The organism is Chelativorans sp. AA-79 (assembly GCF_029457495.1).
In the GTDB taxonomy this organism is placed as follows: Bacteria; Pseudomonadota; Alphaproteobacteria; order Rhizobiales; family Rhizobiaceae; genus Chelativorans.
In genome coordinates this window covers 4,483,551-4,506,419 of sequence record NZ_CP120361.1, presented here as the reverse complement: position 1 = coordinate 4,506,419, position 22,869 = coordinate 4,483,551, and the positions used below count along the sequence as shown (strand labels likewise).

At 64.3% G+C, this 22,869-nt stretch carries 21 protein-coding genes; 11 read left to right on the top strand and 10 right to left on the bottom strand.

Annotation, left to right across the window (positions count from 1 at the left end; all coding sequences use genetic code 11):
• Positions 1-2: 2 nt before the first annotated feature.
• Together PVE73_RS22045 and pcaD are read right to left on the bottom strand one after the other, a co-directional pair.
• Positions 3-671 carry a glutathione S-transferase gene (locus PVE73_RS22045; protein ID WP_277364302.1) on the bottom strand — a complete coding sequence of 223 codons (669 nt, stop codon included), beginning with the start codon at positions 669-671 and terminating at the stop codon, positions 3-5.
• A 103-nt stretch (positions 672-774) separates the two neighbouring features.
• Positions 775-1,599, bottom strand: coding sequence for a 3-oxoadipate enol-lactonase (pcaD, locus tag PVE73_RS22040; protein ID WP_277364301.1), 825 nt, complete (start codon positions 1,597-1,599; stop codon positions 775-777).
• A gap of 150 nt (positions 1,600-1,749) precedes the next feature.
• Here pcaD and PVE73_RS22035 point away from each other — a divergent pair, with 150 nt between their 5' ends.
• Complete coding sequence (locus tag PVE73_RS22035) at positions 1,750-2,601, top strand: alpha/beta hydrolase (protein WP_277364300.1); 852 nt, start codon at positions 1,750-1,752, stop codon at positions 2,599-2,601.
• 58 nt (positions 2,602-2,659) lie between these two features.
• Here the strand turns inward: PVE73_RS22035 and PVE73_RS22030 are convergent, their stop codons facing one another.
• The 3 genes from PVE73_RS22030 to PVE73_RS22020 all read right to left on the bottom strand — a co-directional run bounded on the left by PVE73_RS22030 (position 2,660) and on the right by PVE73_RS22020 (position 6,027).
• A complete protein-coding gene (locus PVE73_RS22030; protein ID WP_277364299.1) occupies positions 2,660-3,403 on the bottom strand; it encodes a GntR family transcriptional regulator in 744 nt (247 codons plus the stop codon).
• Positions 3,404-3,470: 67 nt separating this feature from the next.
• Positions 3,471-5,225, bottom strand: a complete 1,755-nt coding sequence (locus tag PVE73_RS22025) for an iron ABC transporter permease (RefSeq protein ID WP_277364298.1) — start codon at positions 5,223-5,225, stop codon at positions 3,471-3,473.
• A gap of 40 nt (positions 5,226-5,265) precedes the next feature.
• On the bottom strand, positions 5,266-6,027 hold the full coding sequence (locus tag PVE73_RS22020) for an enoyl-CoA hydratase-related protein (protein WP_277364297.1): 762 nt from the start codon (positions 6,025-6,027) through the stop codon (positions 5,266-5,268).
• A gap of 173 nt (positions 6,028-6,200) precedes the next feature.
• Here PVE73_RS22020 and PVE73_RS22015 point away from each other — a divergent pair, with 173 nt between their 5' ends.
• From PVE73_RS22015 to PVE73_RS21970, 10 genes are all read left to right on the top strand, one after another.
• Positions 6,201-7,262, top strand: a complete 1,062-nt coding sequence (locus tag PVE73_RS22015; protein WP_277364296.1) for an acyl-CoA dehydrogenase family protein — start codon at positions 6,201-6,203, stop codon at positions 7,260-7,262.
• Complete coding sequence (locus PVE73_RS22010) at positions 7,262-8,449, top strand: acyl-CoA dehydrogenase family protein (protein ID WP_277364295.1); 1,188 nt, start codon at positions 7,262-7,264, stop codon at positions 8,447-8,449. The genes PVE73_RS22015 and PVE73_RS22010 overlap by 1 nt, the downstream gene beginning before the upstream one ends.
• Before the next feature lie 31 nt (positions 8,450-8,480).
• Complete coding sequence (locus PVE73_RS22005) at positions 8,481-10,553, top strand: 3-hydroxyacyl-CoA dehydrogenase NAD-binding domain-containing protein (protein WP_277364294.1); 2,073 nt, start codon at positions 8,481-8,483, stop codon at positions 10,551-10,553.
• A gap of 177 nt (positions 10,554-10,730) precedes the next feature.
• Positions 10,731-11,696: a tripartite tricarboxylate transporter substrate binding protein gene (locus PVE73_RS22000; protein ID WP_277364293.1), complete on the top strand. Its 966-nt coding sequence runs from the start codon at positions 10,731-10,733 to the stop codon at positions 11,694-11,696.
• A gap of 54 nt (positions 11,697-11,750) precedes the next feature.
• Entirely contained in the window at positions 11,751-13,025 is a 1,275-nt protein-coding gene (locus PVE73_RS21995; RefSeq protein WP_277364292.1) for an aconitase family protein, read from the top strand.
• Positions 13,022-13,540: an alpha-IPM isomerase gene (locus PVE73_RS21990; protein ID WP_277364291.1), complete on the top strand. Its 519-nt coding sequence runs from the start codon at positions 13,022-13,024 to the stop codon at positions 13,538-13,540. Before PVE73_RS21995 ends, PVE73_RS21990 begins: the two co-directional genes overlap by 4 nt.
• Positions 13,537-13,998, top strand: coding sequence for a tripartite tricarboxylate transporter TctB family protein (locus PVE73_RS21985; RefSeq protein WP_277364290.1), 462 nt, complete (start codon positions 13,537-13,539; stop codon positions 13,996-13,998). The genes PVE73_RS21990 and PVE73_RS21985 overlap by 4 nt, the downstream gene beginning before the upstream one ends.
• A gap of 5 nt (positions 13,999-14,003) precedes the next feature.
• Complete coding sequence (locus PVE73_RS21980) at positions 14,004-15,533, top strand: tripartite tricarboxylate transporter permease (protein WP_277364289.1); 1,530 nt, start codon at positions 14,004-14,006, stop codon at positions 15,531-15,533.
• The gene (locus PVE73_RS21975) at positions 15,523-16,434 is read left to right on the top strand and encodes a 2-hydroxyacid dehydrogenase (RefSeq protein WP_277364288.1); all 912 of its coding nucleotides are present in this window, start codon (positions 15,523-15,525) and stop codon (positions 16,432-16,434) included. The genes PVE73_RS21980 and PVE73_RS21975 overlap by 11 nt, the downstream gene beginning before the upstream one ends.
• A gap of 39 nt (positions 16,435-16,473) precedes the next feature.
• Positions 16,474-17,082: a flavin reductase family protein gene (locus PVE73_RS21970; RefSeq protein ID WP_277364287.1), complete on the top strand. Its 609-nt coding sequence runs from the start codon at positions 16,474-16,476 to the stop codon at positions 17,080-17,082.
• A 21-nt stretch (positions 17,083-17,103) separates the two neighbouring features.
• On the opposite strand, the gene PVE73_RS21965 is transcribed toward PVE73_RS21970, so the two are convergent.
• The 5 genes from PVE73_RS21965 to PVE73_RS21945 all read right to left on the bottom strand — a co-directional run bounded on the left by PVE73_RS21965 (position 17,104) and on the right by PVE73_RS21945 (position 22,848).
• Positions 17,104-18,003 (bottom strand): dihydrodipicolinate synthase family protein, encoded by a 900-nt coding sequence (locus PVE73_RS21965; RefSeq protein WP_277364286.1) that lies wholly within the window; start codon positions 18,001-18,003, stop codon positions 17,104-17,106.
• 45 nt (positions 18,004-18,048) lie between these two features.
• Positions 18,049-19,788 (bottom strand): L-arabinonate dehydratase, encoded by a 1,740-nt coding sequence (gene araD, locus PVE73_RS21960; protein WP_277364285.1) that lies wholly within the window; start codon positions 19,786-19,788, stop codon positions 18,049-18,051.
• Between the two features lie 41 nt (positions 19,789-19,829).
• Positions 19,830-21,323, bottom strand: a complete 1,494-nt coding sequence (locus PVE73_RS21955; protein ID WP_277364284.1) for a tripartite tricarboxylate transporter permease — start codon at positions 21,321-21,323, stop codon at positions 19,830-19,832.
• Between the two features lie 8 nt (positions 21,324-21,331).
• Positions 21,332-21,841 (bottom strand): tripartite tricarboxylate transporter TctB family protein, encoded by a 510-nt coding sequence (locus PVE73_RS21950; RefSeq protein ID WP_277364283.1) that lies wholly within the window; start codon positions 21,839-21,841, stop codon positions 21,332-21,334.
• A 68-nt stretch (positions 21,842-21,909) separates the two neighbouring features.
• On the bottom strand, positions 21,910-22,848 hold the full coding sequence (locus PVE73_RS21945; protein ID WP_277364282.1) for a tripartite tricarboxylate transporter substrate binding protein: 939 nt from the start codon (positions 22,846-22,848) through the stop codon (positions 21,910-21,912).
• Between the last annotated feature and the right edge of the window lie 21 nt (positions 22,849-22,869).

The following is a 22,869-nucleotide window of genomic DNA, read 5'->3' as shown; positions in this document are numbered from 1 at the left end:
GGTCATGCCGCCGTGAAAGTGAACGGTGAGACGGAATCGCCTGGCGCGCCGGCTGGTGCATCATCCACGACGGCGGTGGCCGCCACCGAGGGCCGGGACGTCGCCTCCGCATACCAGGCGGCAAGCCTCGGGAACGCGCTTTCCCAGCGGCTCCCCTGGAAGCGGAAGTCCATCTGCCCGAGCGCGCAAATGATGGCGGCGTGGCCGATTCCGAACGGGGCGGTCGTGATCTCGCCAGCCTCCGCCTCTAGCCTTTCGAAGCAGGCTCGTGTCTTGCGCTCGAAGGCGGAGAGAAGCACGTCCCATGCGCTGTCCGGTCGCGTGCGTTCGGTGCGCCAGAGAAGCAGGATGTCCGTGAGCCCGTCCGCCAGCGCCATCCAGCGCAGCTGGCGGAAACGCTCCGGCCCGGCGTTGGGAAACAGTCTCGGCCCGTCGTGAAGGCCGTCCAGATATTCACAGATGACGCGCGAGTCGAAAAGTGCGCCGCCGTCGTCGAGCACGAGGGTGGGAATCTTCCCGAGCGGATTGTCGGCAAGGACTGCCTCGTTCGGCGTGCCTGCGAAAGCCACGACGGAGCGGACGCATTCGACCTGATTTTGAAGACCGGTCTCATGCAGCACGATCATGACCTTGCGCACGAAGGGTGAGCGGGGTGACCAATGAAGCTTCACGTGAATTCCATCTCCCTCAGCGGCCGAAAGGAGCACCGCCCCTCGTAACCCAGCCAGACGTTACGGAGGGTCATCATAAAAGTCAATATTACGGATGTTTGACCTATTGAAGATCCGAAGACTCGCCGCCTTCGGTGGACCCCTTGTCGAGAAATTCTCGGAGCGCGCGATTGAAGAGCTCGGGCTGCGCGACATTGGGGATGTGCCCGGCAGAAGGAATCTCGACCAGCGCGGCACCGCCGATCATGGCGCGCATGTGCCTCATCGTGTCCGGCATCTTGCCGTCGTCCTTGCCGACGATGAGCAGGGTGGGAACCCGGATCGTCTGCAGGACATCCGCGAAGGCATAGTCCTGCAAGGCTCTGGCACAGGCGACGAAGCCTTCGAGCGGCGTCGCGGCGATCATGCGGCGGATGTTCTCGGCGCTGCCCGAGGCGATGAAGTCGGGCGAGAACCAGCGGCGCACCGTCGCCTCCGCCAAAGCCTCCATCCCGTCTCGGCGGGCCTGTTCGATCCGCTCCTCCCAGCCGCGCGCGCCGCCGGGCGCGGTGCCGGCCTGGCCGTTGCAGAACACCAGTCTTTCGACGCGTTCTGGATGGTGGGCGTAGAGATGCAGGCCCGTCGGCACTCCCATCGAGAGCCCGACGAACGTGCATGTCTCGATTCGGAGATGATCGAGCAGTGCCTGCACGTCGCCGCCGAGATGGTCGAACGTACAAGGGCCGGGCGGTACGCTCGTCTGCCCGTGACCACGCTGGTCGTAGCGCAGGATGCGGTACCGGTTCGAGAGTGCGGCTGCCTGCTCGTCCCACACCGAAAGACCGGTGGTGATCGAGTTGCTGAAGACGATCCAGGGTGCGCCTTCGCTGCCGTCGATCCGGTAGTGGATCGAAGCCCCGGTCACTTCAAGGATGCCTGTCTCGCTCATTTCGCGCTTCCTCCATCCGCTCCGCCGAACCTCACACTCGATGCTCTCGACAGCACTGACATAAACCACATGGGGCTAGAAAAGGTCAATTAGTCAGTCTAATGTACTTTCGCTTTGTTGAATGAAGCACGACCAAGGGAGGAAACCCATATGACGCATCGAGGAAAAGGTCTTCTTGCCGCATTGGCCTTTATTGCCGCCTCGGCGGGGGCGACGGCGCACGCCGAGGAGGCGACGATGAAGTCCGTGACGAACGGAGAGGCGACCATCAGCTACTACGCGCAAGGGGAGGGACCGCTCATCCTCTTCATCGCTTCGACGGGTCGAGGCACCGAGGAGTTCGGCCTGCTCGCGGAGAGGCTGGCCGAACGCGGCTATCGTGTCCTCAGGCCGGAGCCTCGGGGCGTTGGCGAAAGCAAGGGGCCGATGGAGGGCGTGTCCTTTCATGATTTCGCCGACGATTTTGCCGCGGTCATCCGCAACGAAGGCGAGCAGGCGATTGTGGCCGGTCATGCCTATGGCAACTGGATCGCCCGAACCATCGCGTCCGACCATCCCGAACTGACGCGCGGCGTGGTGCTGGTCGCCGCGGGGGCGAAGGAGTGGCCCAAGGAACTCAGCGACGCGATCACCATGATCAACGATCCGGCATCCACGCGCGAACAGCGCCTTGAAGGCCTGCGGCTTGCCTTCTTCGCCGAGGGCAGCGATCCGACGCCTTGGCTCGAAGGCTGGCACCAGGAGGTGACAAGGAGCCAGAGAGCTGCGCGGAAGCTGACGAATCGTGAGGATTGGTGGGCAGGCGGAACAGCGCCGATGCTCGATTTGCAGGGCGGCTCCGATCCCTTCCGTCCGGCTTCCTCCCGGCAGGAGCTGAAGGACGAGTTCGGCGACCGCGTAACCGTCAAGGTGATCGAAGGAGCCAGCCACGCGCTGCCGGCCGAGAAACCGACTGAGGTTGCGGACGCGATCGCCGACTGGGCCGATCAGTTGAAGAACTGATTGCCGGCGTGGCGGCGCTCCCCGTCGGGGGGCGCCGATGCGGACTATTGCCCGCATCTCATTTGAGCTTGATATCGAAGCGGACGACCTCGCCACGATAAATGCCCTGGGCGATCAGGACCGCTATGCCGTTGCTGTCCACCGCTCGGCGGTGCACATAGGCGACGGGCGCATTGAGCGGCATGGAGAGCGATTCGGCCGTCTCCATGTCCGCTGTTCCGATGGTAAGCGTCTGCTGGGCGTTGATGATTTCCAGGTCGGGAATGTCGGCGACCAGCCGCAACGCGGTCTTGGTCTCTATGTCCTCCTTGGTGATCCGGTCGCGCAGCCGCTCGTCGATATAGACGTCCGTCAAAAGGAACGGCTGGTCGTGGCGCCAGTGGCGGCGGTGCAGATGCCGGTATGCGGGCGCAAGCTCTCCGATCTGGTAGAGCACATGTTCGAGCCGCACGTCAGGCGTATCGGAAAGCACCTCGATGCGCGCGGAGTGGCTGGGCCGCAGAAGGCCCGACCAGTCGGTTCCCACCGCGCACCAAAGCTCCTCCTGCGGGTGGCGGCGCACGAAAGTGCCCTTGGCGCGATAGCGCTCGATGAGTTGTTCCCGTTCAAGAATATCGAGCGCCTGGCGGATCGTCGCGCGGGCCACGCCGCATTCGCTCGCCAGTTCCTCGACGGTCGGGATTTGGCTGCCCACCGGCCACTGGCCCGACTCGATGCGCCGGCGGAACAGCGTGGCAAGCTGGATATAGCGGGAGATGGAACTGCGGCTGAAGTCCACCGCCTTCTTTTGCTGGATGTTCATGTTCCCCCGGGCCTCCTGGGAGCGCGATCAAATCGGTTCATGATCCAGATAATAGAGTTTTGTCGCGTCACCGGAAAGCCTCCATCCCGCGGCTGCGCGTAAAGAGGAAGAAGATGATGGCGAGGGTGACCATGACGACGGTCCAGACGAGACCGAAGGCGGCGAGTTCCCCGCCCTGTCCGTTGACCCACAGATCGAGCATGGCGACGGCGATGACCTGGGAGTTGGGTCCCGCGAGCAGAACCGCGACGGCAAGCTCCTTCGAGCAGATGAGAAAGATGAAGATCCAGGCCGAGATCAGCGCCGGAGACAGAAGCGGCGCAACGACCCGGCGCAAGGTGGAAAGGAGCGGGGCGCCCGAGACGGACGCGGCCTCCTCGAGCTCACGATGGATCTGCAGCACGCCGGAATAGGCGTATCGCATGCCATAGGGCATGTAGCGGATGAGATAGGCGATGACGATCGCCCACAGGGTGCCGTAGATCGGAAGGGGGAGGCGCAGGTAAATCTGCATCATCGCCACGCCCATGACGATACCCGGGAAGATCAGCGGAATGGTGGAGAGCTGGTCGATCAGCCAGGCGCCTGGTCCGCGCCGCGCGGCGATCCATCCCGAGACCGCGGTGAGGACGACGACCATCGTCGCCGCGCCCGCGGAGACCAGGATCGTGTTCACCGCGAGCTCAAGGTAGTGCGGATGATCGAAGACTGCGCGATAATTGTCGATGTTGAGGAAGGGCAGCATCCGGAGCGAGACGCCGCTCATATAGGGAAGCAGCGACAACCAGATGAGCGCCAGGATCGGCAGGAGAAGCACGATCAGGAAATCGACGAGGATGAACAGGCCTGCGAGACGGCGATATCCACCGAGATCGAAGAGCCGCGGCCGATATCCTTTGCCGGTGATGCTCTGGTAGCGGTCCGCGTTCTTGGCGAGCCGCCCGTAGAAGGTGAAGAGGATCGCCACGAAGACCATGAGCACCATGGCGAAGGCCGAGGAATGGCCGAGATCGGGTGGCATCTGCTGCGTGCTCTCGTAGACATCCGTCGTCAGGACGTCGATGCCGCCCGGCATTCCCACCAGAAGAGGCACCTCGAAGGCTTCCACAGCGCGGATGAACACGAAGAGGGCCAGCGCGATCACCGACGGCATGGCAAGCGGCAGCGTCACGCGTCGGATCGTGTCCCAGACGCTTGCGCCGCTCATGCGTGCAGCCTCCTCCATATCGGCGTTTGCGGCACGGAAAGTGGAGGAGAGCATGAGAAAGACCAGCGGCGACCAGAGGAATCCCTCGATCAGCACCATGCCGGCCATGGAGTTGACCGAGAACAGGATGTCCGGCGAGCCGGTGAGTTGCCGGTAGGCCATGTTGAGTGGCCCGACATTGCCGAGCAGGAAGAGCCACGCCACGACGTAAAGCACATAGGGCGTGCCCATGGAGACGATGGCGGTGACATAGGCAAGCACCTTCAGCGGCGCATTGGTGCGCTCCACGAGCCAGGCAAGAATGCCGCCGACGAGAAAAGAGACCAATGCGCTGCCTGCTGCGAAGATGATGCTGTTGAAAAAGCTTTCCGCCAGATTCCGGTCGGTCAACAGGTTGCGGAAATGGTCGAGAGTCCAGCCGGCTACCGCCCCGCTGGCGCCGACTTCCGCCACCGAGCTTTGTGCGAGCATCAGGATCGGCGGCAGTACTAGGATGGCGAGCAACACGGCCACGCCGAGAGCAAGCGGTGTGCGCGGGTCGCGCAGGAGCGAGGCGAAGAAGCCTTGCCTCGGTGCCGTTCGCTCCTCCCAGCGGAGATCGGTTTCGGCGGTCATGCTGGCCTCCTGCGATTTCATGGGCGGCACCTCGATTCCATCAGCGGCCGTGGAAGACCGGCCGGCGCTTTTCGACGACAGCGCGGGTGGCCTCCCGCGCATCCTCCGTGGCCATCAGCCGCGTGCTGTACTGTTGCTCGCGCGCATAGCCTTCCTCCACCGGCATGAACTCAACCTCGTTCAGCGCGGCCTTGCCAAGCCTCAGGCCCAGCGGCGCCTTTTCTGCAAGGAGCCGCGCCAGGCGTTCGGCGGCTTCGCCAAGCGCTTCGGCCGGGACGACCTCTTCGACGAGGCCGATCCGGTAAGCCTCGGCTGCCGTGATCGGCTGGCCGGTAAAGAACATCCTGCGCAACGCGCCCTGAGGGATCAGCCGGCCGAGATGTGCGCCGCCGCCGCAGCGGCCGACATTGATTTCCGGCAGGCCGAAGGTGGCGTTCTCCGCGGCGATCCGCATGTCGCAAAGGGAAGCCAGCACGCAGCCCGCCCCCAGGGCAGGGCCATTGACGGCGGCGATCACGGGAACGGCTGTGTTGCGCACGGCACCGAAGCAACGGCGGATGATGGCGGCCCGCTTGGGGTCTTCCTCCACCGTCGCGGCCAGGAACTCGTGCAGATCGAGGCCGGCGCAGAAGGCGCGTGTGCCTGCCCCGGTGAAAATGATGCAGTTGACGTCCTCCCAGTCGGAGGCGTTCTCGAAGCGATCGGCGATCTCTTCGTAGAGCGAGAGAGTCAGCGCGTTTACCGGGGGGCGGTCGAGTGTCACCGTTGCAATGCGGTCACGCTTGTCGATCTTGAGCGTCATTGTTCCCTTTCCACGTCTCTTGGCGCCCTCTAGCACGACAGGTGTCAAAACTCTATAGTCCAAAAGACTAGATGTTTGTATTTTATACGCGAAGCTGCTAACCGAAAGCCGGTCGGCATCCCGGAAAGCACCGAATAGGACAATGGACTGATCTTTAGAATATTGGAGGAAAGATGCAAGCCGAAGAGGACTGGGCGGAAAACGTCCGCATGATCCGCGAAAGCGCGCGCGCAGTGGTGCCGAATGACGGGTCTCTTGCGCGCATTCGCGCCCTGCGCTTCACGTCTCCGGGGTTCGACCGCTCCGTCTTTGCGCTGATGGCCGAGATGGGCTGGCTCTCGCTTCGTCTGCCGGAGGATTCCGGAGGGCTGGGTCTCGGGATGCGTGAATATTGCGCCCTCGCACAGGAGGTCGGATCCGGCCTGGTACCGGAGCCGCTGATCGGTGCGGCGCTTGCCTGTCGCCTTGTTCAGGCGAATCCTATGGATGACGCTGTCGCCGGTGCGATGGTCTGCCTTGCAGCTTGGCAAGATGAGGCCAACAGCCTCGAATGGCGCGACGGTGCGAACATAAGAGGCGGGCGGGTGAGTGGGCGCAAGCACTTCGTTCCATATGCGGCCGGCGCGGATGCCTTTGCCGTCGTCACGCCCGATGGTGTTGCGCTTCTGAGGCGTGATGCGGCGGGGCTGAGCCTTTCTCTCGTGCCGATGCAGGACGGCAGCGAAATGGGCACGCTCGCCATGGATGGATGCCTCCCCCTTGCGATCCTCCCGGCGAAGGAAGTCGATGAGGCGATCGACGAGGCCGCGCTGGCCACAGCCTCCTATCTCCTTGGCATGGCGGAGCGCGCCTTACAGATGACGATGGACTATCTTCGGACGCGCCGGCAATTCGACAGGCCGATTGGCAGCTTCCAGGCGCTCCAGCACCGGGCCACCGACATGAAGATCCAGCTCGAGCTGACACGTGCCTCGGTGGAGGCTGCTGCCGCGGCGATCGACGGCGGCGCGGAGGGGGCTACCCGCTCGGCGGCGGTCTCGCGCGCCAAGTGCCGCGCGGGCGAAACGGCCTTTCTGGTTGCCCGCGAAGCGATCCAGATGCACGGCGCCATCGGCTTCACCGATGAATACGATGTCGGGCTCTTCGCCCGCAAGGCCATGGTTCTGGGCAACCTTTACGGTTCGCCGGCGCTCCACCGCCGCCGCTTTGCAAATCTTACCGCGGAGGCCGCATGATGCCGGAAATCGCAGATTCGGCCGCGAATGCGCGAGCTGACGAGGAAGACCTGAACCTTCTTTCCGACGAGAATTTCCGGAAAGTGGTGCGCCGCTTCGTTGAGGAAAACTATCCGGATATCCCGCGCTACGCGCAGCGGCGCCTGCATTGGGAGGAGAACAAGCCCTGGTATCTCACGCTCTCGCGGCGCGGCTGGCTCTGCCCGAACTGGCCGCGCGAATATGGCGGGATGGGACTTTCGGCGGGCAAGCAGCTCATCATGATCGAGGAGTTCGAGCGTTACGGCTGCGCGCGTGTCAGCGATATCGGCATCGTCATGCTCGGGCCGCTCATCATCCGCTACGGCACCGAGGAGCAGAAGGCCTTCTTCCTGCCGAAGATCCTTTCGGGCGAACACATATGGGCGCAAGGCTACAGTGAGCCCAACGCCGGCTCGGACCTTGCCGCTGTGCGCACCGAGGCCGTGCTGGACGGCGAGGAATGGGTGATCAATGGCCAGAAGACCTGGACCACGCTTGGCGGTGACGCCAACTGGATCTTCATCCTCGCGCGCACCGACAGGTCGGTCAAGAAGCAGGCAGGCATCAGTTTCCTGCTGGTGCCGATGGACGCGGAAGGCGTCTCCGTCAGGCCCATCATGAACCTGGAGCTCCACGATGAGTTCAGCGAGGTCTTCTTCGAAAATGTGCGCGTGCCGAGGGACCATCTCGTGGGGAAGGTCAATGACGGCTGGACGATGGCCAAGGCGCTGCTCGGCCACGAGCGCGTCTTCATCGGCGCGCCACGGCTCTCAGAGGGCGCGCTGTCGCGGCTGAGGTTGCTCGCGAAGCGGATGGGCGTTGCCGGCGATCCAGGCTTTGAAGACCGGTTCGCGCGCCTCAAGCTCGACCTTGCAGATCTCACTTCGCTCTTCGAGACTTACGTGGAAAAGCTGCGCCGTGGCGAGCCCATCGGCGCCGACGTGGCAATCCTGAAGATCTTCCAGAGCGAGCTGTATCAACGCATTTCGGAAGAGATGATGGAGGTGGCAGGCGAAACGGCGGGACTCAGGGACCCGCTCGACGGCGATCCGCGTCTCCACGCAGCCGGCACCTATCTGATGGCGCGGCCGACGACCATCTTCGGCGGCTCAAGCGAGATCATGCGCAACGTGCTGGCGAAAGCTGTGCTGGGCCTGCCGAGCTAGGTCACCGATGGGAACAGTTGAGGGGAGCACCATGAATACGGACGAGAGCTGCAAAACGGTTCGGGTGGAGACGCGGAGCGATCTTGCACCCGGAAGGATCGCTGTCGTCACCATTGATAATCCTCCGGTGAATGCCGGCTCGCTGCAGGTGCGGCGCGACCTGTTGGAGGTGTTCGCGCGCCTTCGCGATGACGATGGGCTTGCCGGAGTGGTTCTCACCGGTGCCAACGGCAATTTTGTCGCCGGCTCCGATATTCGCGAATTCGACGCACCCCCACAGGCGCCGCATCTCCCGGAGGTCATTGCCGCCATCGAGAGTCTTCCCGTGCCCGTGGTGGCGGCGATCGACGGAGCCGCACTTGGCGGCGGTTACGAACTTGCGCTCGGTTGCGACGCGCGCCTCGCCACGCCGCGCAGCATCATCGGCCTGCCGGAGGTCACTCTCGGCCTCATTCCCGGCGCCGGAGGCACGCAGCGCCTGCCGCGTCTCGTCGGCATTGCCAGGGCGATCTCGCTCATCACCTCCGGCCGCAGAGTGAAGGCGCAGGAGGCATGTTTGCTCGGGATGATCGATGCGGTGGCAGAGGGGGACGTCGTGGATAGCGCCCTGGAGCATCTGAAGACGATGACCGGGCGCAAGCGGGTCGTCAGGGAACTGGCCGTGGCGTCCAACGATCCTGAGGAAATCGAAGCGGCTGAGCGCGAGGCGCTTGCACGGGCGAAGGGTGCCGCCGCAGTGCCCGAGGCCATTGCAGCGGTGAAGGCCTCCGCCGTCCTGCCCGCGGAAAAGGCCCTGTACCGTGAGCGCGAGACCTCCCTGCGGCTGCGCGTCGGACCCCAGGCGAAGGCCTTGCGCCACCTCTTCTTCTCCGAGCGCCAGGCGGCGCGCCCGCCGGAAGGCGCCGAACCCCTTCGGGTGAGCAAAGTCGGTGTGGTCGGCGCTGGGCGCATGGGGCAGGGCATTGCGCTCGCCTTCATGCTGCGCGGCTTCGACGTGCGCCTTTCCGAAAGCGACCCAGCCGTTCTGGAAAGCGCTCTCGCCGCGCTGCGCGGCGAAGCGGAAAAAGCCGCCTCCCGGGGCCGCGTCCACTCCGCGGATGAACTGATGGCGCGACTTTCGCCTGGCGGTCTGGAGGAGATGTCGGACCGTGACCTCGTCATCGAGGCGATCACCGAGGACATGGCCGCCAAAAAGGCCCTCCTGGCCCGGCTGGACGGGATCGTGCGTGCCGAGGCAGTGCTGGCCAGCAACACCTCCTATCTCGATCTCGACGAGATGGCCGCCGCAACGAGCAGGCCGGAGCGCGTTGGCGGGCTGCACTTCTTCAACCCCGCCCACATCATGCGCCTCGTGGAGATCGTGCGCACGGAAAACATCGCGCCCGCGACGCTGGCCACGCTGATCTCGATCTGCAAGCGCCTCGGCAAGGTGGGGGTGGTGGCCCGCGTCGGCGAGGGCTTCATCGGCAACCGCATCTTCAGCGCCTACCGCCGCCAATGCGAGTTCCTGCTCGAGGAGGGCTGCCTGCCGCAGGATGTCGACCGCGCGATGGTCGATTTCGGCATGGCGATGGGGCCCTTCGCCGTATTCGACCTTGCGGGGCTCGACATCGCCTGGGCGACTCGAAAGCGGCTTGCTCCCAAACGCGATCCGCGGATGCGCTATGTCGAAATTCCCGACATTCTCTGCAACATCGGCCGCTTCGGGCGCAAGACGGGCAAGGGCTGGTACGACTATTCCGCTTCTTCCCGCGGCGCGCCGGATCCGGACGTACAGGCGGTCATCGAGGCGGAGTCGGAAAGAAAAGGCATCGAGCGGCGCGCCATCGGTGACGACGAGATCAGAAATCGGCTGCTGGCGGCCATCGTCAACGAGGCGGCGCTGGTGCTCGCCGAAGGAATCGCCGAGCGGGCGGGCGACATCGACCTGGTGCTCGTCCACGGCTACGGCTTTCCGGCGCTGGCCGGCGGCCCTCTGCATTGGGCGGCGCGAATGCCGCGCGACCGAATTCTTGCTTCGGTCGATGCGATGGCGGCGGAGAGCGGCTTCGGAGCCGAACGCGCCTTCAATCTGCTGGAGGTCCTCGACCAGGCGGCTGGCTAAGCGATCCGGGCAGCGGGAAAGCTTCGCCTCGCGATTCCTCGACGCCTTATCCCGCAGTTTACAAAGTACATTAAACTAGCCTATAAAATTAATAACGAACTGTCGCGGGGGTGGTGTTCGCGTCTGGATGTCGATGAGGAGACCGGATCCGCAAGGATCCGGAAGAGGAGGAGCAAGATGAAGAAGTTCGCAGTCGCTTTTGCGGCCGTCGGCCTGACCTGTCTGGCGGGTGCCGCGGGCGCGCAGGATTTTCCGTCCCGTCCCGTCACACTGGTCAACCCCTACTCGGCGGGAGGACCGGCGGATCTGATCGGGCGTACCATCGCCGAAGGGATGGGCGACATACTCGGTCAGCCGGTGGTGGTGGAAAACAGGCCCGGTGCGGGCACGGCGATCGCCGCCACGCATGTGGCGCAGTCGGATCCGGATGGTTACACGCTTTTCATCGGAGGATCGCCGAGCCATGTCATCACCCCGGCGCTGATGACGACCAACTATGACGGGATCGAGGACTTCGCGCCCGTGAGCATGGTCGCGAACGTGCCAAACGTGCTGGTGGTCAATGCGTCTTCCGGCATGGAGACGATCGATGATCTCATCGCCAAGGCCAAGGAAGCGCCGGAGGCCATCTCCTTCGCCTCAGTGGGTGTCGGCAGTCTTCCGCAGTTCGCGGCCGTTCTCTTCCAGCAGGTTACGGGGACCGAGCTGACGCACATCCCTTACGGCGGGGCCGCGCCGGCGGTGGTGGACCTCCTGGCCGGCAATGTGGACATGGCGTTTCTCAATGTCGCGCCGCTCCTCCAGTATATCCAGGAAGGGCAGCTCCGCCCGCTGGGTGTGGCGGCGAGCGAGCGCTCCGATCAGATTCCGGACGTCCCTACAATGGAGGAGCTCGGCTATGAGGGCTTCCAGATGAGCACCTGGTACGGCATTTCCGCTCCTGCCGGAACACCTCCCGACGTGATCGCGAAGCTTGATGAAGCCATTGCGAAGACACTCCAGGAGGAAGATGTTCGCGAACGGCTGACGAATCAGGGTGTGCAGATCTTCTACAAGCCCTCGAGCGAGTTCACGGACTATCTGGCTGCCGACGCGAAGCGCATGCTGGAGCTCATCGACACGGCGGATATGCGCGCCGATTGAGCGGTCGAAGCGATGCTGCAGGCGCCGCTTGCCTCCGACAGACTTGGGCTTTTCATGAAACAGACCGTCACGCAGAAGATCATCGCGCGCGCAGCGGGACGCGAAAGCGTCGAGCCGGGAGAATACGTCAACGTCTCTCCCGACTACACCTGTTGCCAGGAGATCGCGTGGCCGGCGCGCAAGCGCATAATGGAGCAAGCCGGCGTCAGCCGGCTCGCGCGGCCCGAAAAGGTGATCATGGTCGTCGACCACACCACTTCGGCGGGAATGGGCACGGCCTACTACCAGACCCATCGCGAAATGAAGGACTTCGCGATGCGGAACGGGGCGCGTTTCTATGGTCCCGGGAGCGGATTGCGCCATCTTGTCCTGACGGAGAACGGCTTTGCAAGGCCCGGCATGCTCGTCTTTTCCGACGAGCCGAATATCGCCAGCATAGGAGTCGTCGGCGCACTCAACGTCCCAGTCTCGTCGGAGGTGGTCGTCACGCAGCTCACAGACGAGAACTGGATGATGGTGCCGAAACCCGTGAGAATGCGGCTGGAGGGCAGCCTGCCCTTCGGGGTTCTGGCGCGCGATCTCGTGCAGACCATCATCCGGGACTTCGCCCAGGGAGACCGTCTCTCCCAGTCGTGCATCGAATATTGCGGCCCGGCAATCCAGACACTGAGCCTCGACGAGCGGCAGTCGATCCTTGCCTGCTCTTATCATGCCGGTGCCGACACCGCGCTCATGCCGGTCGATGAACTCGCCCTTGCCTATGCGGCGGAACGGGCGAACGGAGAGCCGATCCATCTCTTCGAGAGCGACGAGGGTGCCGAATATGCTTTCGAGGCGACATACGACCTGTCCGGCCTTTCGCCCATGGTGACTGTCCCGCCTGAGTTGCACCAGGTCGTGCCGGTCAAGGAGCCCGCGGGGCTGAAGATCGACCAGGCCGCGATCGGCTCCTGCGCCAATAGCCGGTTGGACGATCTGCGCGCGGCGGCGGCGGTCCTGAAGGGCAATCGGGTGGCCCCGCACGTCACTTTCTACATTACGCCCGGCAGCCGCGAAGTCTATGCTGCTGCCGCGCGCGAGGGTCTGTTGGAGATATTCATGGAGGCTGGTGCCACGGTGCTTGCGCCCGGCTGCACCACCTGCTGGGGCTATGAAGGCTTTCTCAATCCGGGCGAGGTCTCCCTCTCCACCCACCAGATGAACTATCGCGGCCGCAACGGGAGCCGCGAATCGCTGTCCTATCTCGCCGGTCCCTATGTCGTCGCCGCCTCCGCGGTGGCGGGGCGGATTGCCGATCCGCGCGAGATGCTCGCGGAGATCGTCCAATGACGTTGATCACGGGCCGCGCCTGGAAGTTCGGCGACAACATCAGCGCCGACGACGGCATTATCCAGTATTCCAAGGTGCCGGACCTCGGCACCTTCGACATTCCCGCGCTCAAGGCGATGTGCTTCGCCACCATCGTCCCTGACTTTCCGCGGCGGGTGCAAGAAGGAGACATCGTCGTTGCCGGCCGCAATTTCGGCCACCACAGCCACCCCCATGCCGCCGTGGCCATGAAGGAGTCGGGCATTGCCGCCGCGCTGGTGGAAAGCTGCGATTCCGCCTTCATCCGCAAGGCGCTCAACGCCGGCCTGCCCGTCATCCCCTGTCCCGGCATCACCTCGATCATCGAGGAGGGAGATACCGTGGAAACCGACCTCGCCCATGGTGCTGTGCGCAACCTGAGAACTCGAAAGACGCTGAGCTACCGCCCGCTTGCGCCGCGCATGATCGAGGTATGGCGCGCGGGCGGGCTGGCGCCGGCGCTGAGGGCCCGCCTGGCCGGGGAGGCGTTGAGATGAGCCGCCTTCCACCCGCAGGCCGATTCAACCGCTGGGAGATTGTTGGGGCAGGCGTCCTCTTCCTGCTCGGCCTGTTTCTGGTCTGGGGAGGGTCCGGCTATCCGATCGGCCATCTCAGCCGGATGGGCCCCGGCTTCCTGCCCGTCGTGCTCGGTGTCATCCTCCTGCTGCTTGCCGTAGCGCTGATCCCGGAGGCGCTGCACGGCAGCGCCGAGTCGCCGAGTGTTCCGGTGCGATCCTTTGTGGCGATCCTTGCCGGCCTCGTGGCCTTCGCCTTGATGGTGGACCGCATGGGCCTTGTTCCGGCCGCCTTCGTCCTGGTGCTCGTCAGCGCATTCGGGGACAGCACGATGCGCTTGCGACGGGCGCTCGCGACGGCCGTGGCAGTGTCGATCATCGCCTATCTCGTCTTCCTGAAGGGCTTCCGCCTTCCTCTTCATCCGTTCTGGTGGGGCTAGGGACGATGGATCTGTTCTCCAACATCGCGCTCGGCTTTGAGCGGGCCCTCTCGCTCGACGCCCTCGCCTTCTGCTTTCTCGGAGTCACGATCGGCACCTTCGTCGGCGTGCTGCCGGGGGTGGGGGCGATGGCGGCCGTGGCGCTGTGCCTGCCCATCACCTTCTATCTCGACCCAACCGTGGCGCTGATCATGCTCGCCGGCATCTTCTACGGCGCTCAATACGGAAGCTCCACGGCTTCCATTCTGCTCAATGTGCCGGGCACGGTGACGGCGGCCGTCACGTGTATCGACGGTTATCCCATGGCCAAGCAGGGCAGGGCGGGAGTCGCCCTGCTCGTGACCACCATCACATCCTTTGTCGGCGGCTCGATCGCCATCGTGCTGATGATGCTCTTCACCCCGCTCATCGCACGATTCGCGCTGCGCTTCTCCTCCGCCGAGTATTTCATGATCATGCTGCTCGGCTTGATCGTCGCCTCCACCATCTCGCGTGGTTCGCCGCTCAAGGGGCTGGCCATGGTGGTGGTCGGGCTGGCGCTCGGGACCATAGGCATCGACATCAATACCGGAGCGCTGCGTTTCACCTTCGGGCTGTTGGAACTCTCAGACGGGCTGAGCCTCGTCGCGATCGCCATGGGCCTGTTCGGCGTCGCCGAGGTCCTGGCGAGTGTCGGCAGCCGGCACAATGTGCATGTGGACCCGAAGACCATCACCTTCTCCTCGATGCTTCCCAGCCGCAACGAGGCGCGGGCCGTCATCTGGCCCACCCTGCGCGGCACGATGATCGGTTCAGGCATCGGGGCGCTTCCCGGCTCAGGCGCCACGATCGCCACCTTTCTGGCCTATGCGGTGGAGAAACGCGTGGCCAAGGATCCTTCCCGCTTCGGCCGGGGGGCGATCGAGGGCATCGCAGCGCCCGAGGCCGCCAACAATTCCGCCGTGCAATCGGCTTTCATCCCGACCTTGAGCCTCGGCATCCCCGGCGACGCGCTGATGGCCTTCCTGCTCGGTGCGATGATGATCCACGGCATAACGCCGGGGCCGCGCTTTCTCGTGGAGCAGCCGGTCATGTTCTGGGGCCTTGTGGCGAGCTTCTGGATCGGCAACATTCTGCTCCTCGTGCTCAACATTCCGCTGATCGGTCTTTGGGTGCGGCTCCTTTCGATTCCCTACAACATCCTCTACCCGGTAATGCTGTTCTTTATCTGCATTGGCGTCTATTCCGTCTCGAACGAGGTGTTCGATATTTATGTCGTCATCATCTTCGGCGTGATCGGCTATGCGATGCAGAAATTCGGTTATCCGCCGGCACCCCTTCTGCTCGGCTTCATCCTCGGGCCGATGATGGAGGAGCATCTGAAACGCGCACTCCTGATGTCGCGGGGAGATTTCGCCATCTTCTGGGAGCGCCCGATCAGCGCCACGCTTCTGGCGATCACGGCGCTCATGCTCATCCTGTCCATCCGCAGCGTTTTCCGCGAGGCACGCCAGCGCCGCATCCTGCAGGCGGAGGAGGCGTCGCATGGTGGCTAGACCCAAACTCCTCCTCGTCGCCCCCATACCGCCCGAACTCGAGGCGCGGTTGTCTCTCCGCTTCGATCTCGTGCGCGACAGGCCCTCACCGGCGCGGCGCCTGCCGGGTTTTCGGGTCGCCGTGACGACCAGTGTCGCCGGCGCCGACGCGGCGCTGATGGACGGGCTTCCGGACCTGGAGCTCATCGCCTGCAATGGAACCGGGCTGGAGTCTATCGACCTCGAGGCGGCGGCCCGCAGGGGGATCTCGATACGAAACACGCCCGACATCGTGACGGAAGACACAGCCGATTTCGCTGTCGCGCTTGTCTACGCTACGGCGCGCCGGATCGCTGAGGCAGATCGCTTCATGCGCGCCGGTCGCTGGGGCGCGGAGCGGATGACGCCCTCGCGCCGCGTCCATTCGCGAACGATGGGCATCGTCGGCTTGGGCAAGATCGGCGCCGCGATCGCGCGGCGCGCCACGGGAATCGGCATGAAGGTGCGCTATTCCGGCCCGCGCCCGAAACCTGAGGTCCCGTATCCCTACGACCCCGCGGCCGAAGGTCTCGCCCGCACCGTCGACTTTCTGGTTCTAAGCTGCCCGGGAGGCAAGGCGACGCACCATCTCGTCAATGCCGCCGTGCTGCGGGCTCTCGGGCCGGACGGCATCCTGATCAACGTTTCGCGCGGCAGCGTGGTGGACGAGAAGGCGCTTATAGAGGCGCTTGCGCGAGGCGCGATTGCCGGTGCGGGCCTCGACGTGTTTGAATCCGAGCCGGACATCGATCCCGCTTTCTTCGCATTCGACAACGTTGTCCTCCAGCCGCACTATGCCGCCGTGACACGGGAGACGCGTGCAGCGATGGCGGAGATGCTTGATGAGGCGATCGGCGCGTTCTTCGCCGGCGAGATCAGGTGAGGCGAAGCCTTTTGAGAGTGCTTGTGGAAAGGAAAAAGCATGTTTTATGAACCGAAGGACGGGCACGGCCTGCCGCATGATCCATTCAAGGCGATCGTGGCACCCCGTCCGATCGGCTGGATCTCCTCGATCGATGCTGACGGGAGGCTGAACCTTGCGCCGTACAGCTTCTTCAACGCGCTCGCCGGCAACCCGCCCATGGTGGGCTTCTCCAGCGAGGGCGTAAAGGACAGCGTGACCAACGTGCGCGCCACCGGCGAGTTCGTCGTCAACCTGGCGACGCGGCCGCTTGCCGAGGCGATGAACCTCACCTCCGCGCGCGTGCCGCATGGTCACAGCGAATTCGAAATGAGCGGCCTCACGCCCGTGCCGTCCCGCCTCGTCAAGCCGCCGCGCGTGGGCGAAAGCCCGGCCGCCCTGGAGTGCAAGATCACCCAATCGATCGACCTGCTGGATCTCGCAGGCCGCCCCACCGGACGATGGTTCACGATCGGGCAGGTGGTGGGCGTCCATATCGACGACCGGTATCTTCGAAGCGGTTTGTTCGACGCTGCCGCCGCCCGAACGATCGCCCGCTGCGGTTATCGCGACTATGCCGAGGTGATCGAGATGTTCTCGATGGCCCCTCCGCAGCCGGCGATCGTGTAGATCGCCGAATGCCTGTGGAACTCACAAGAGATTGCTGGCCCTCATGAAGGCCCGAAGCCGTTCTTCCTGGGAGGCGCTGAGGGGCCAGGCCGAAGGCGGGCGGGTGGCGCCGCAGTCGTGCCCGAGTGCCCGCAGCGCTGCCTTGACGCCGGTCACATTGGTGCCGTTGAGCTCTTCGGCGCGGATCGCCTCGAAGGGTTTCATCTCGCCGATCAGCTCACGGGCCCGAGTGTAGTCGCCGGCTTCGAGCGCGTTGTGGATCGCCACCGAACGTTCAGGCCATATGTTGATCAGCCCCGAGGTAAACCCGCGCGCGCCGACCGCGTAGAAGACCGGGGCCCAGACCTCGGCGAGGCCGCCGACCCATACCACGCCGGGCCGCGAAGCCTCGATCGCCTCGGCCAGTTTCAACGGATTGGGCGTTGCCCATTTAACGCCCGCGACCGTCTCGATCGCGCACAGTTCGGCAATCGTCGCCGTGCCGATGGCATCGTTGCGCAGATAAAGGACAATGGGCGTGTCCTCGGCCACATCCGCGACGGCCTTGACGTAGTCGACGATCCCTCGCGGGGCGGCAAAGGGGTCGGGCGGCTGGTGGATCATGAGGCCCGAGACGCCGGCCTTGACCGACTCGCCGGCAAGCCGGCAGGCATCGCGAACCCCGCGGCCGACACCGCCCAGGACGGGCGCGCGGCCATCGACGAGCTCCACGACCGCCTTGGCCATGATGCACGCCTCGTCGATCGTGAGGGCGTAGAATTCGCCCGTATTGCCATTGACGACCGGCATGTGGACGCCCGCGCCGACGACCTTGTCGACGATGGGTGCAAGCCTGGCGGGGGCAACCTCTCCATTCTCATCGTAAGGGGTTACAAGAATGCCCGAGATGCCGGTGAGCGCATCGCGAAAGGCTTTTGACATGGTCAACTCCTCGACGGTTTTCTGGGACAAGCCGCGACGGGCGGCTCAGTAAATCGCGGGTTCGTCCGCTGAAGGCCCGAAGCGGGCGGTGAGATAGTCGAAATCGCACCCTTCGTTGGCCTGCGTGACGTGTTCCTTGAACATGTGGCCGTAGCCACGGTGGAAGCGTGGTTCAGGACGGGTCCAGGCGGCGCGCCGCGCCGCGAGTTCGTCGTCGGCGACAAGCATGTCGAGCCGCCGCTTGGCCAGGTCCAGCCGGACGATGTCGCCCGTGCGCAGAAGCGCCAGCGGCCCGCCGACAAAGGATTCGGGAGCCATGTGCAGGATACAGGCGCCATAGGAGGTGCCGGACATGCGCGCGTCGGAAATCCGCAGCATGTCCCGGTAGCCTTGTTTGATAAGGGCTTTGGGGATCGGCAGCATGCCCCATTCGGGAAAACCCGGCCCGCCCTGGGGGCCGGCATTGCGCAACACGAGCACATGGTCCGGCGTCACGTCTAGATCCTCGTCGTCGACGGCGGCTTTCATCTCCGGATAGGAATCGAAGACGAGGGCCGGCCCCTCGTGCACGTGGAATCGCGGATCGCAAGCAGCCGGTTTGATGACCGCACCGTCGGGGCAGAGATTGCCACGCAGCACCGCGAGCGAGCCTTCATGGTAGACGGGATTGGAAAGAGGGCGGATGACGTCCTCGTTATAGACCTCGGCACCTTCGAGGGTTTTGCCAAGCGTGACGCCGGTGCAGATCAGCACGTTGTGGTCGAGCCGCTCGCCGAGCTGCTTCATCAGCCCACGTAGCCCACCGGCATAAAAGAAGTCTTCCATCAGATACGCGCTGCCCGAAGGCCGCACATTGGCGATGACCGGCGTGGTGCGGCCGAGCGCGTCGAAATCCTCGAGCGTGAGCGGCACGCCGGCCCGGCGGGCCATGGCCAGAAGATGCACAACGGCATTGGTCGAGCAGCCCATGGCCATGGCGACCGTTACGGCATTGCGCACCGAAGCCGGTGTTACGAGCGCGTGCGGGCGCAGGTCTTCCCACACCATATCGACGATCCGCCGTCCGCATTGCGCGCTCATGCGCTTGTGTCCGGAATCGGGCGCGGGGATGGAGGAGGCGCCGGGCAGGCACAGCCCGAGCGCCTCGGCAATCGCCGTCATGGTGGAAGCGGTGCCCATGGTCATGCAGTGGCCATATGAGCGCGCGATGCCGCCTTCGATGCCCAGCCACTCCTGATCCGAAATGTTGCCTGCGCGGCGCTCGTCCCAGTATTTCCATGCATCTGAACCGGAACCGAGCACCTTTCCGGCATAATTGCCTCTCAGCATCGGCCCCGCCGGAAGGAAGATGAAAGGAATGCCGGCGCTGATCGCACCCATGACGAGGCCGGGCGTGGACTTGTCGCATCCGCCCATCAGCACCACGCCATCGAGCGGGTGGGAGCGAATGGTCTCTTCCGCCTCGATCGCAATGAGGTTGCGGTAGAGCATCGAGGTGGGCTTGGTGAAACTCTCGTCGACGGAGATCGTGGGGATTTCGATCCCCAGCCCGCCGGCCTGGGCGATGCCGCGTTTGACGTCTTCCGCCCGGTCCCGGAAGTGCAGGTGACAGGGATTGAACTCGGACCAGGTATTGAGAATGCCGATGATCGGACGTCCTTCCCAGTCCTGCGGGTCGAGGCCCATCTGCATCATGCGCGAGCGGTGCCCGAAGCTGCGCAGGTCGTCCGGTGCGAACCAGCGGGCGCTGCGCAGATCCCGGGGTGCTAAACGATGGCTGGTCATGAGGAGAGGCCTTTGTTCACGATGATGTGGTTGGACATCGGCTAGCTTACCGTCTGCCGCCTTGAGCGGGCCTTCAGAAGATTCCAGACTGAAAAGCAGAGCAAGACAGCGGCCATCAGAAGGAGTGTGGCGGAGATCGGCCGAGTCACGAATATCGACCAGTCGCCATTGGCGAACATCAGCGCCCGTCGCATATTGGTCTCGAAAATGGTGCCCAGGACGAAGCCGAGCACCATGGGCCCGAGCGGGAAGCCGTAGCGTTCCAGAAGGTAGCCGACGACGCCGAAGCCGAGCATCAGCCAGACGTCGAAGATGCGATACTCGCCGACATAGACCCCGACCACCATCAGCAGCGTGAGCACCGGAACGAGGTAGTGCCTGGGAATGAGGAGAACGCGGGGAAACATCCTGATGGTCAGCAGTTGCACGAGGAGAAGCGCCAGCGTCGCGAGCAGGAACGCCGCGTAGATCGTCGCGATCAGCTCGGGCTCGTTGCGGAAGAGAAGCGGGCCCGGCTGGAGCCCGTGGATGGTGAAGCCGCCAATCAGGATCGCCGTCACGCCGTCTCCCGGGATGCCCAGCGTGAGAAGCGGCAGAAGCGCACCGCCCACCGAGGCGTTGTTGGCGGTTTCGGCGGCATAGATACCTTCAAGCGAACCCTTGCCGAATTCCTCGGGCTTGCGAGAAGCAGACCGCGCTGCGCCGTAGGCCACCAGGTTCGATGCGGAGCCGCCAATGCCGGGCAGCACGCCTATGGCGATGCCGATGGCGGCAGAGCGCACCATGTTGATGCCGTTGGCGAGGAACTCTCCAAGACGGACACCTGCGCCCTCGAGGTCGAGCTTACCTTTCACGCGGGTGCCCGGCTCGGTGATCTCGCGAATGATCTGGGCAATGGCGAACAGGCCGACCATGAAGGGAATAATGCCGATACCCGCGAGCAGATCGATATTGCCGAAGCTGAAGCGTTGGGCCGCACCGATGGGTGCAAAGCCGACCGTCGAAAGCGAAAGCCCCAGAAGTGCGGCGAGCAGTCCCTTCAGGAGGTTGGACTCCGACAGCACCACGACGAGAACGAGGGCCGCGATCGTCAGCGCCGTGTATTCGGCTGCTCCGAACCGGATCGCGAAACGGGCGACGACAGGCGCAAATCCGACGAGGACGGCAAGCCCCAGCAGGCCGCCGACGGCGCTCGCCACCATGCCGGTGGCAAGCGCCTTGATGGCCTGGCCCTTGCGCGCAAGCGGATAGCCGTCGAACGTGGTGGCGATGGAAGAAGGCGTTCCCGGAATCCTCAGGAGCGTGGCGGCGACGAGCCCGCCCGAGACACCGCCGATATAGGTTGCAACCAGCATGGCGATGCCCGCGTCGGGCTGCATGGCGAAGGTCACGGGCAGCAGAAGGGCGAGCGCCATGGTCGCGCTCAGGCCCGGCAACGCGCCGAAGATGAGGCCTATGGCAACGCCGAGCATCACGAGAACGAGGATGTGCGGCTCGAATAGATGAACGACGGCGGCGAAGAACAAATCAACCATGGGCGGCCTCAACTCCACCAGACGCCGGGTACGGAGAGCCCCAGAAGGCCGTTGAGCGCGTAGCCCAACAGGACGACGACGAGGGCGGCGACGGCGAGCTTTCTGACGATCTCGGCAATCGCGAACGTGCCTAAAAGCAGGATCGAGCCGGCCAGAAACAGGAAGGATGCAAGCGAGAAGCCCAGGTGGTTGAAGGTCGCCACGTAACCGACCAGCAGGACGCCGAGCGCGATCCGGCGCCAGACCGCCGGCGGCGCGACGATCTCATTGGGCGTACCCAAGTTGCCATCCGACTTGGCCTGGCTGACCGCCCGGCTTGTTTCGGGGCTCAGCGCCGGAGGTCTGCGCAGTGCCAGGAGCGCCCCCAGGAGGGTCATGGCGCCGCCCAGGATAAGTGGAACCAGCTGGGGTCCGGGATCGCCCGTTCCGGGGAAATTCGAAACGATCGTCCGGCTGCCCAGAACGATCAGGACGCCCAGAATGCAGAAGATGAGGCCGCAAACCCGATCCGCCGTCACGACAGTGTCCTCCCAAGGGGAAAAGCGATGCGGGACCCGAATGGGCCCCGCACACCATGTCTATACGATCACTTGCCGAGAAGGCCGGCAATCGTCTTGTACTCGCGGGCAAGGAATTCGGCCGCCGCCTCGGGTCCGCGCAGAGCTGGAGCCTGGCTTTGCTTCGCCAGCGCCTCGGCAAATTCGGGATCGGCCTCGATCTCGGCGACGATCTGGTCGAAGGCATCGACCACGGCCTGATCGACCTCGCCGGGCCCGTAAACCGTCATCACCAGCGGGAGCGAGAAGTCGATACCCTGGGAAACGGTGGTCGGGAATTCCGGGGCGGCCGGATCCGGGTTTTCGTTCATCAGCGCGAGGACGACCATCTGCCCGTCTTCGGCATATTGCTTGGCGTTCGCGACACTCATGGAGATGACGTCCACCTGACCGCCGAGTAGGGCGGTGATGCGGTCGGACTCGGTCCCCGCATCGACGATCCGCATCTTGCCGCCGGCAGCCTGGTTGAGTGCTTCACCCTTGACCTGCGTCGTCCCGCCCAACTGCGAGCCGATATTGAGCTCGCCCGGATGCTCCTTCGCATAGGCGATCAATTCATCGACCGTGTCGAACGGCGCGTCCTCACGCACGGCATAGACCTCGTTGATCTCGGAGGTCGTCGCCAGCGGAGTGAACGATTCCCAGGAGAATGGCGACTGGCCGAAGAGATTGGCCGTGTGGAGGGCGGCGTGAAAGAAGAACAGCACGCTTCCATCGCTTGCGCCCTCCGCAACCGACTGGGCCGCGACGACCCCACCACCCGCAGGCTGGTTGACGATGGCTATCGAGGCGTCCGAGTGCTTCTGGAAGAACTCGGCGAAAAGCCGGGCGCCGGCGTCGGTGCCTCCGCCCGGGTTTGCGGGCACGAATACGCGCACGGTGTCGACGGGATAATCGACCTGCGCCAAGGCGGTGCCGGGCATCAACAGGCCGGCTGCGAGCAGTCCAGCTTTCCAGAATCGGGTCATTTTGATCTCCTCCTTGTTATC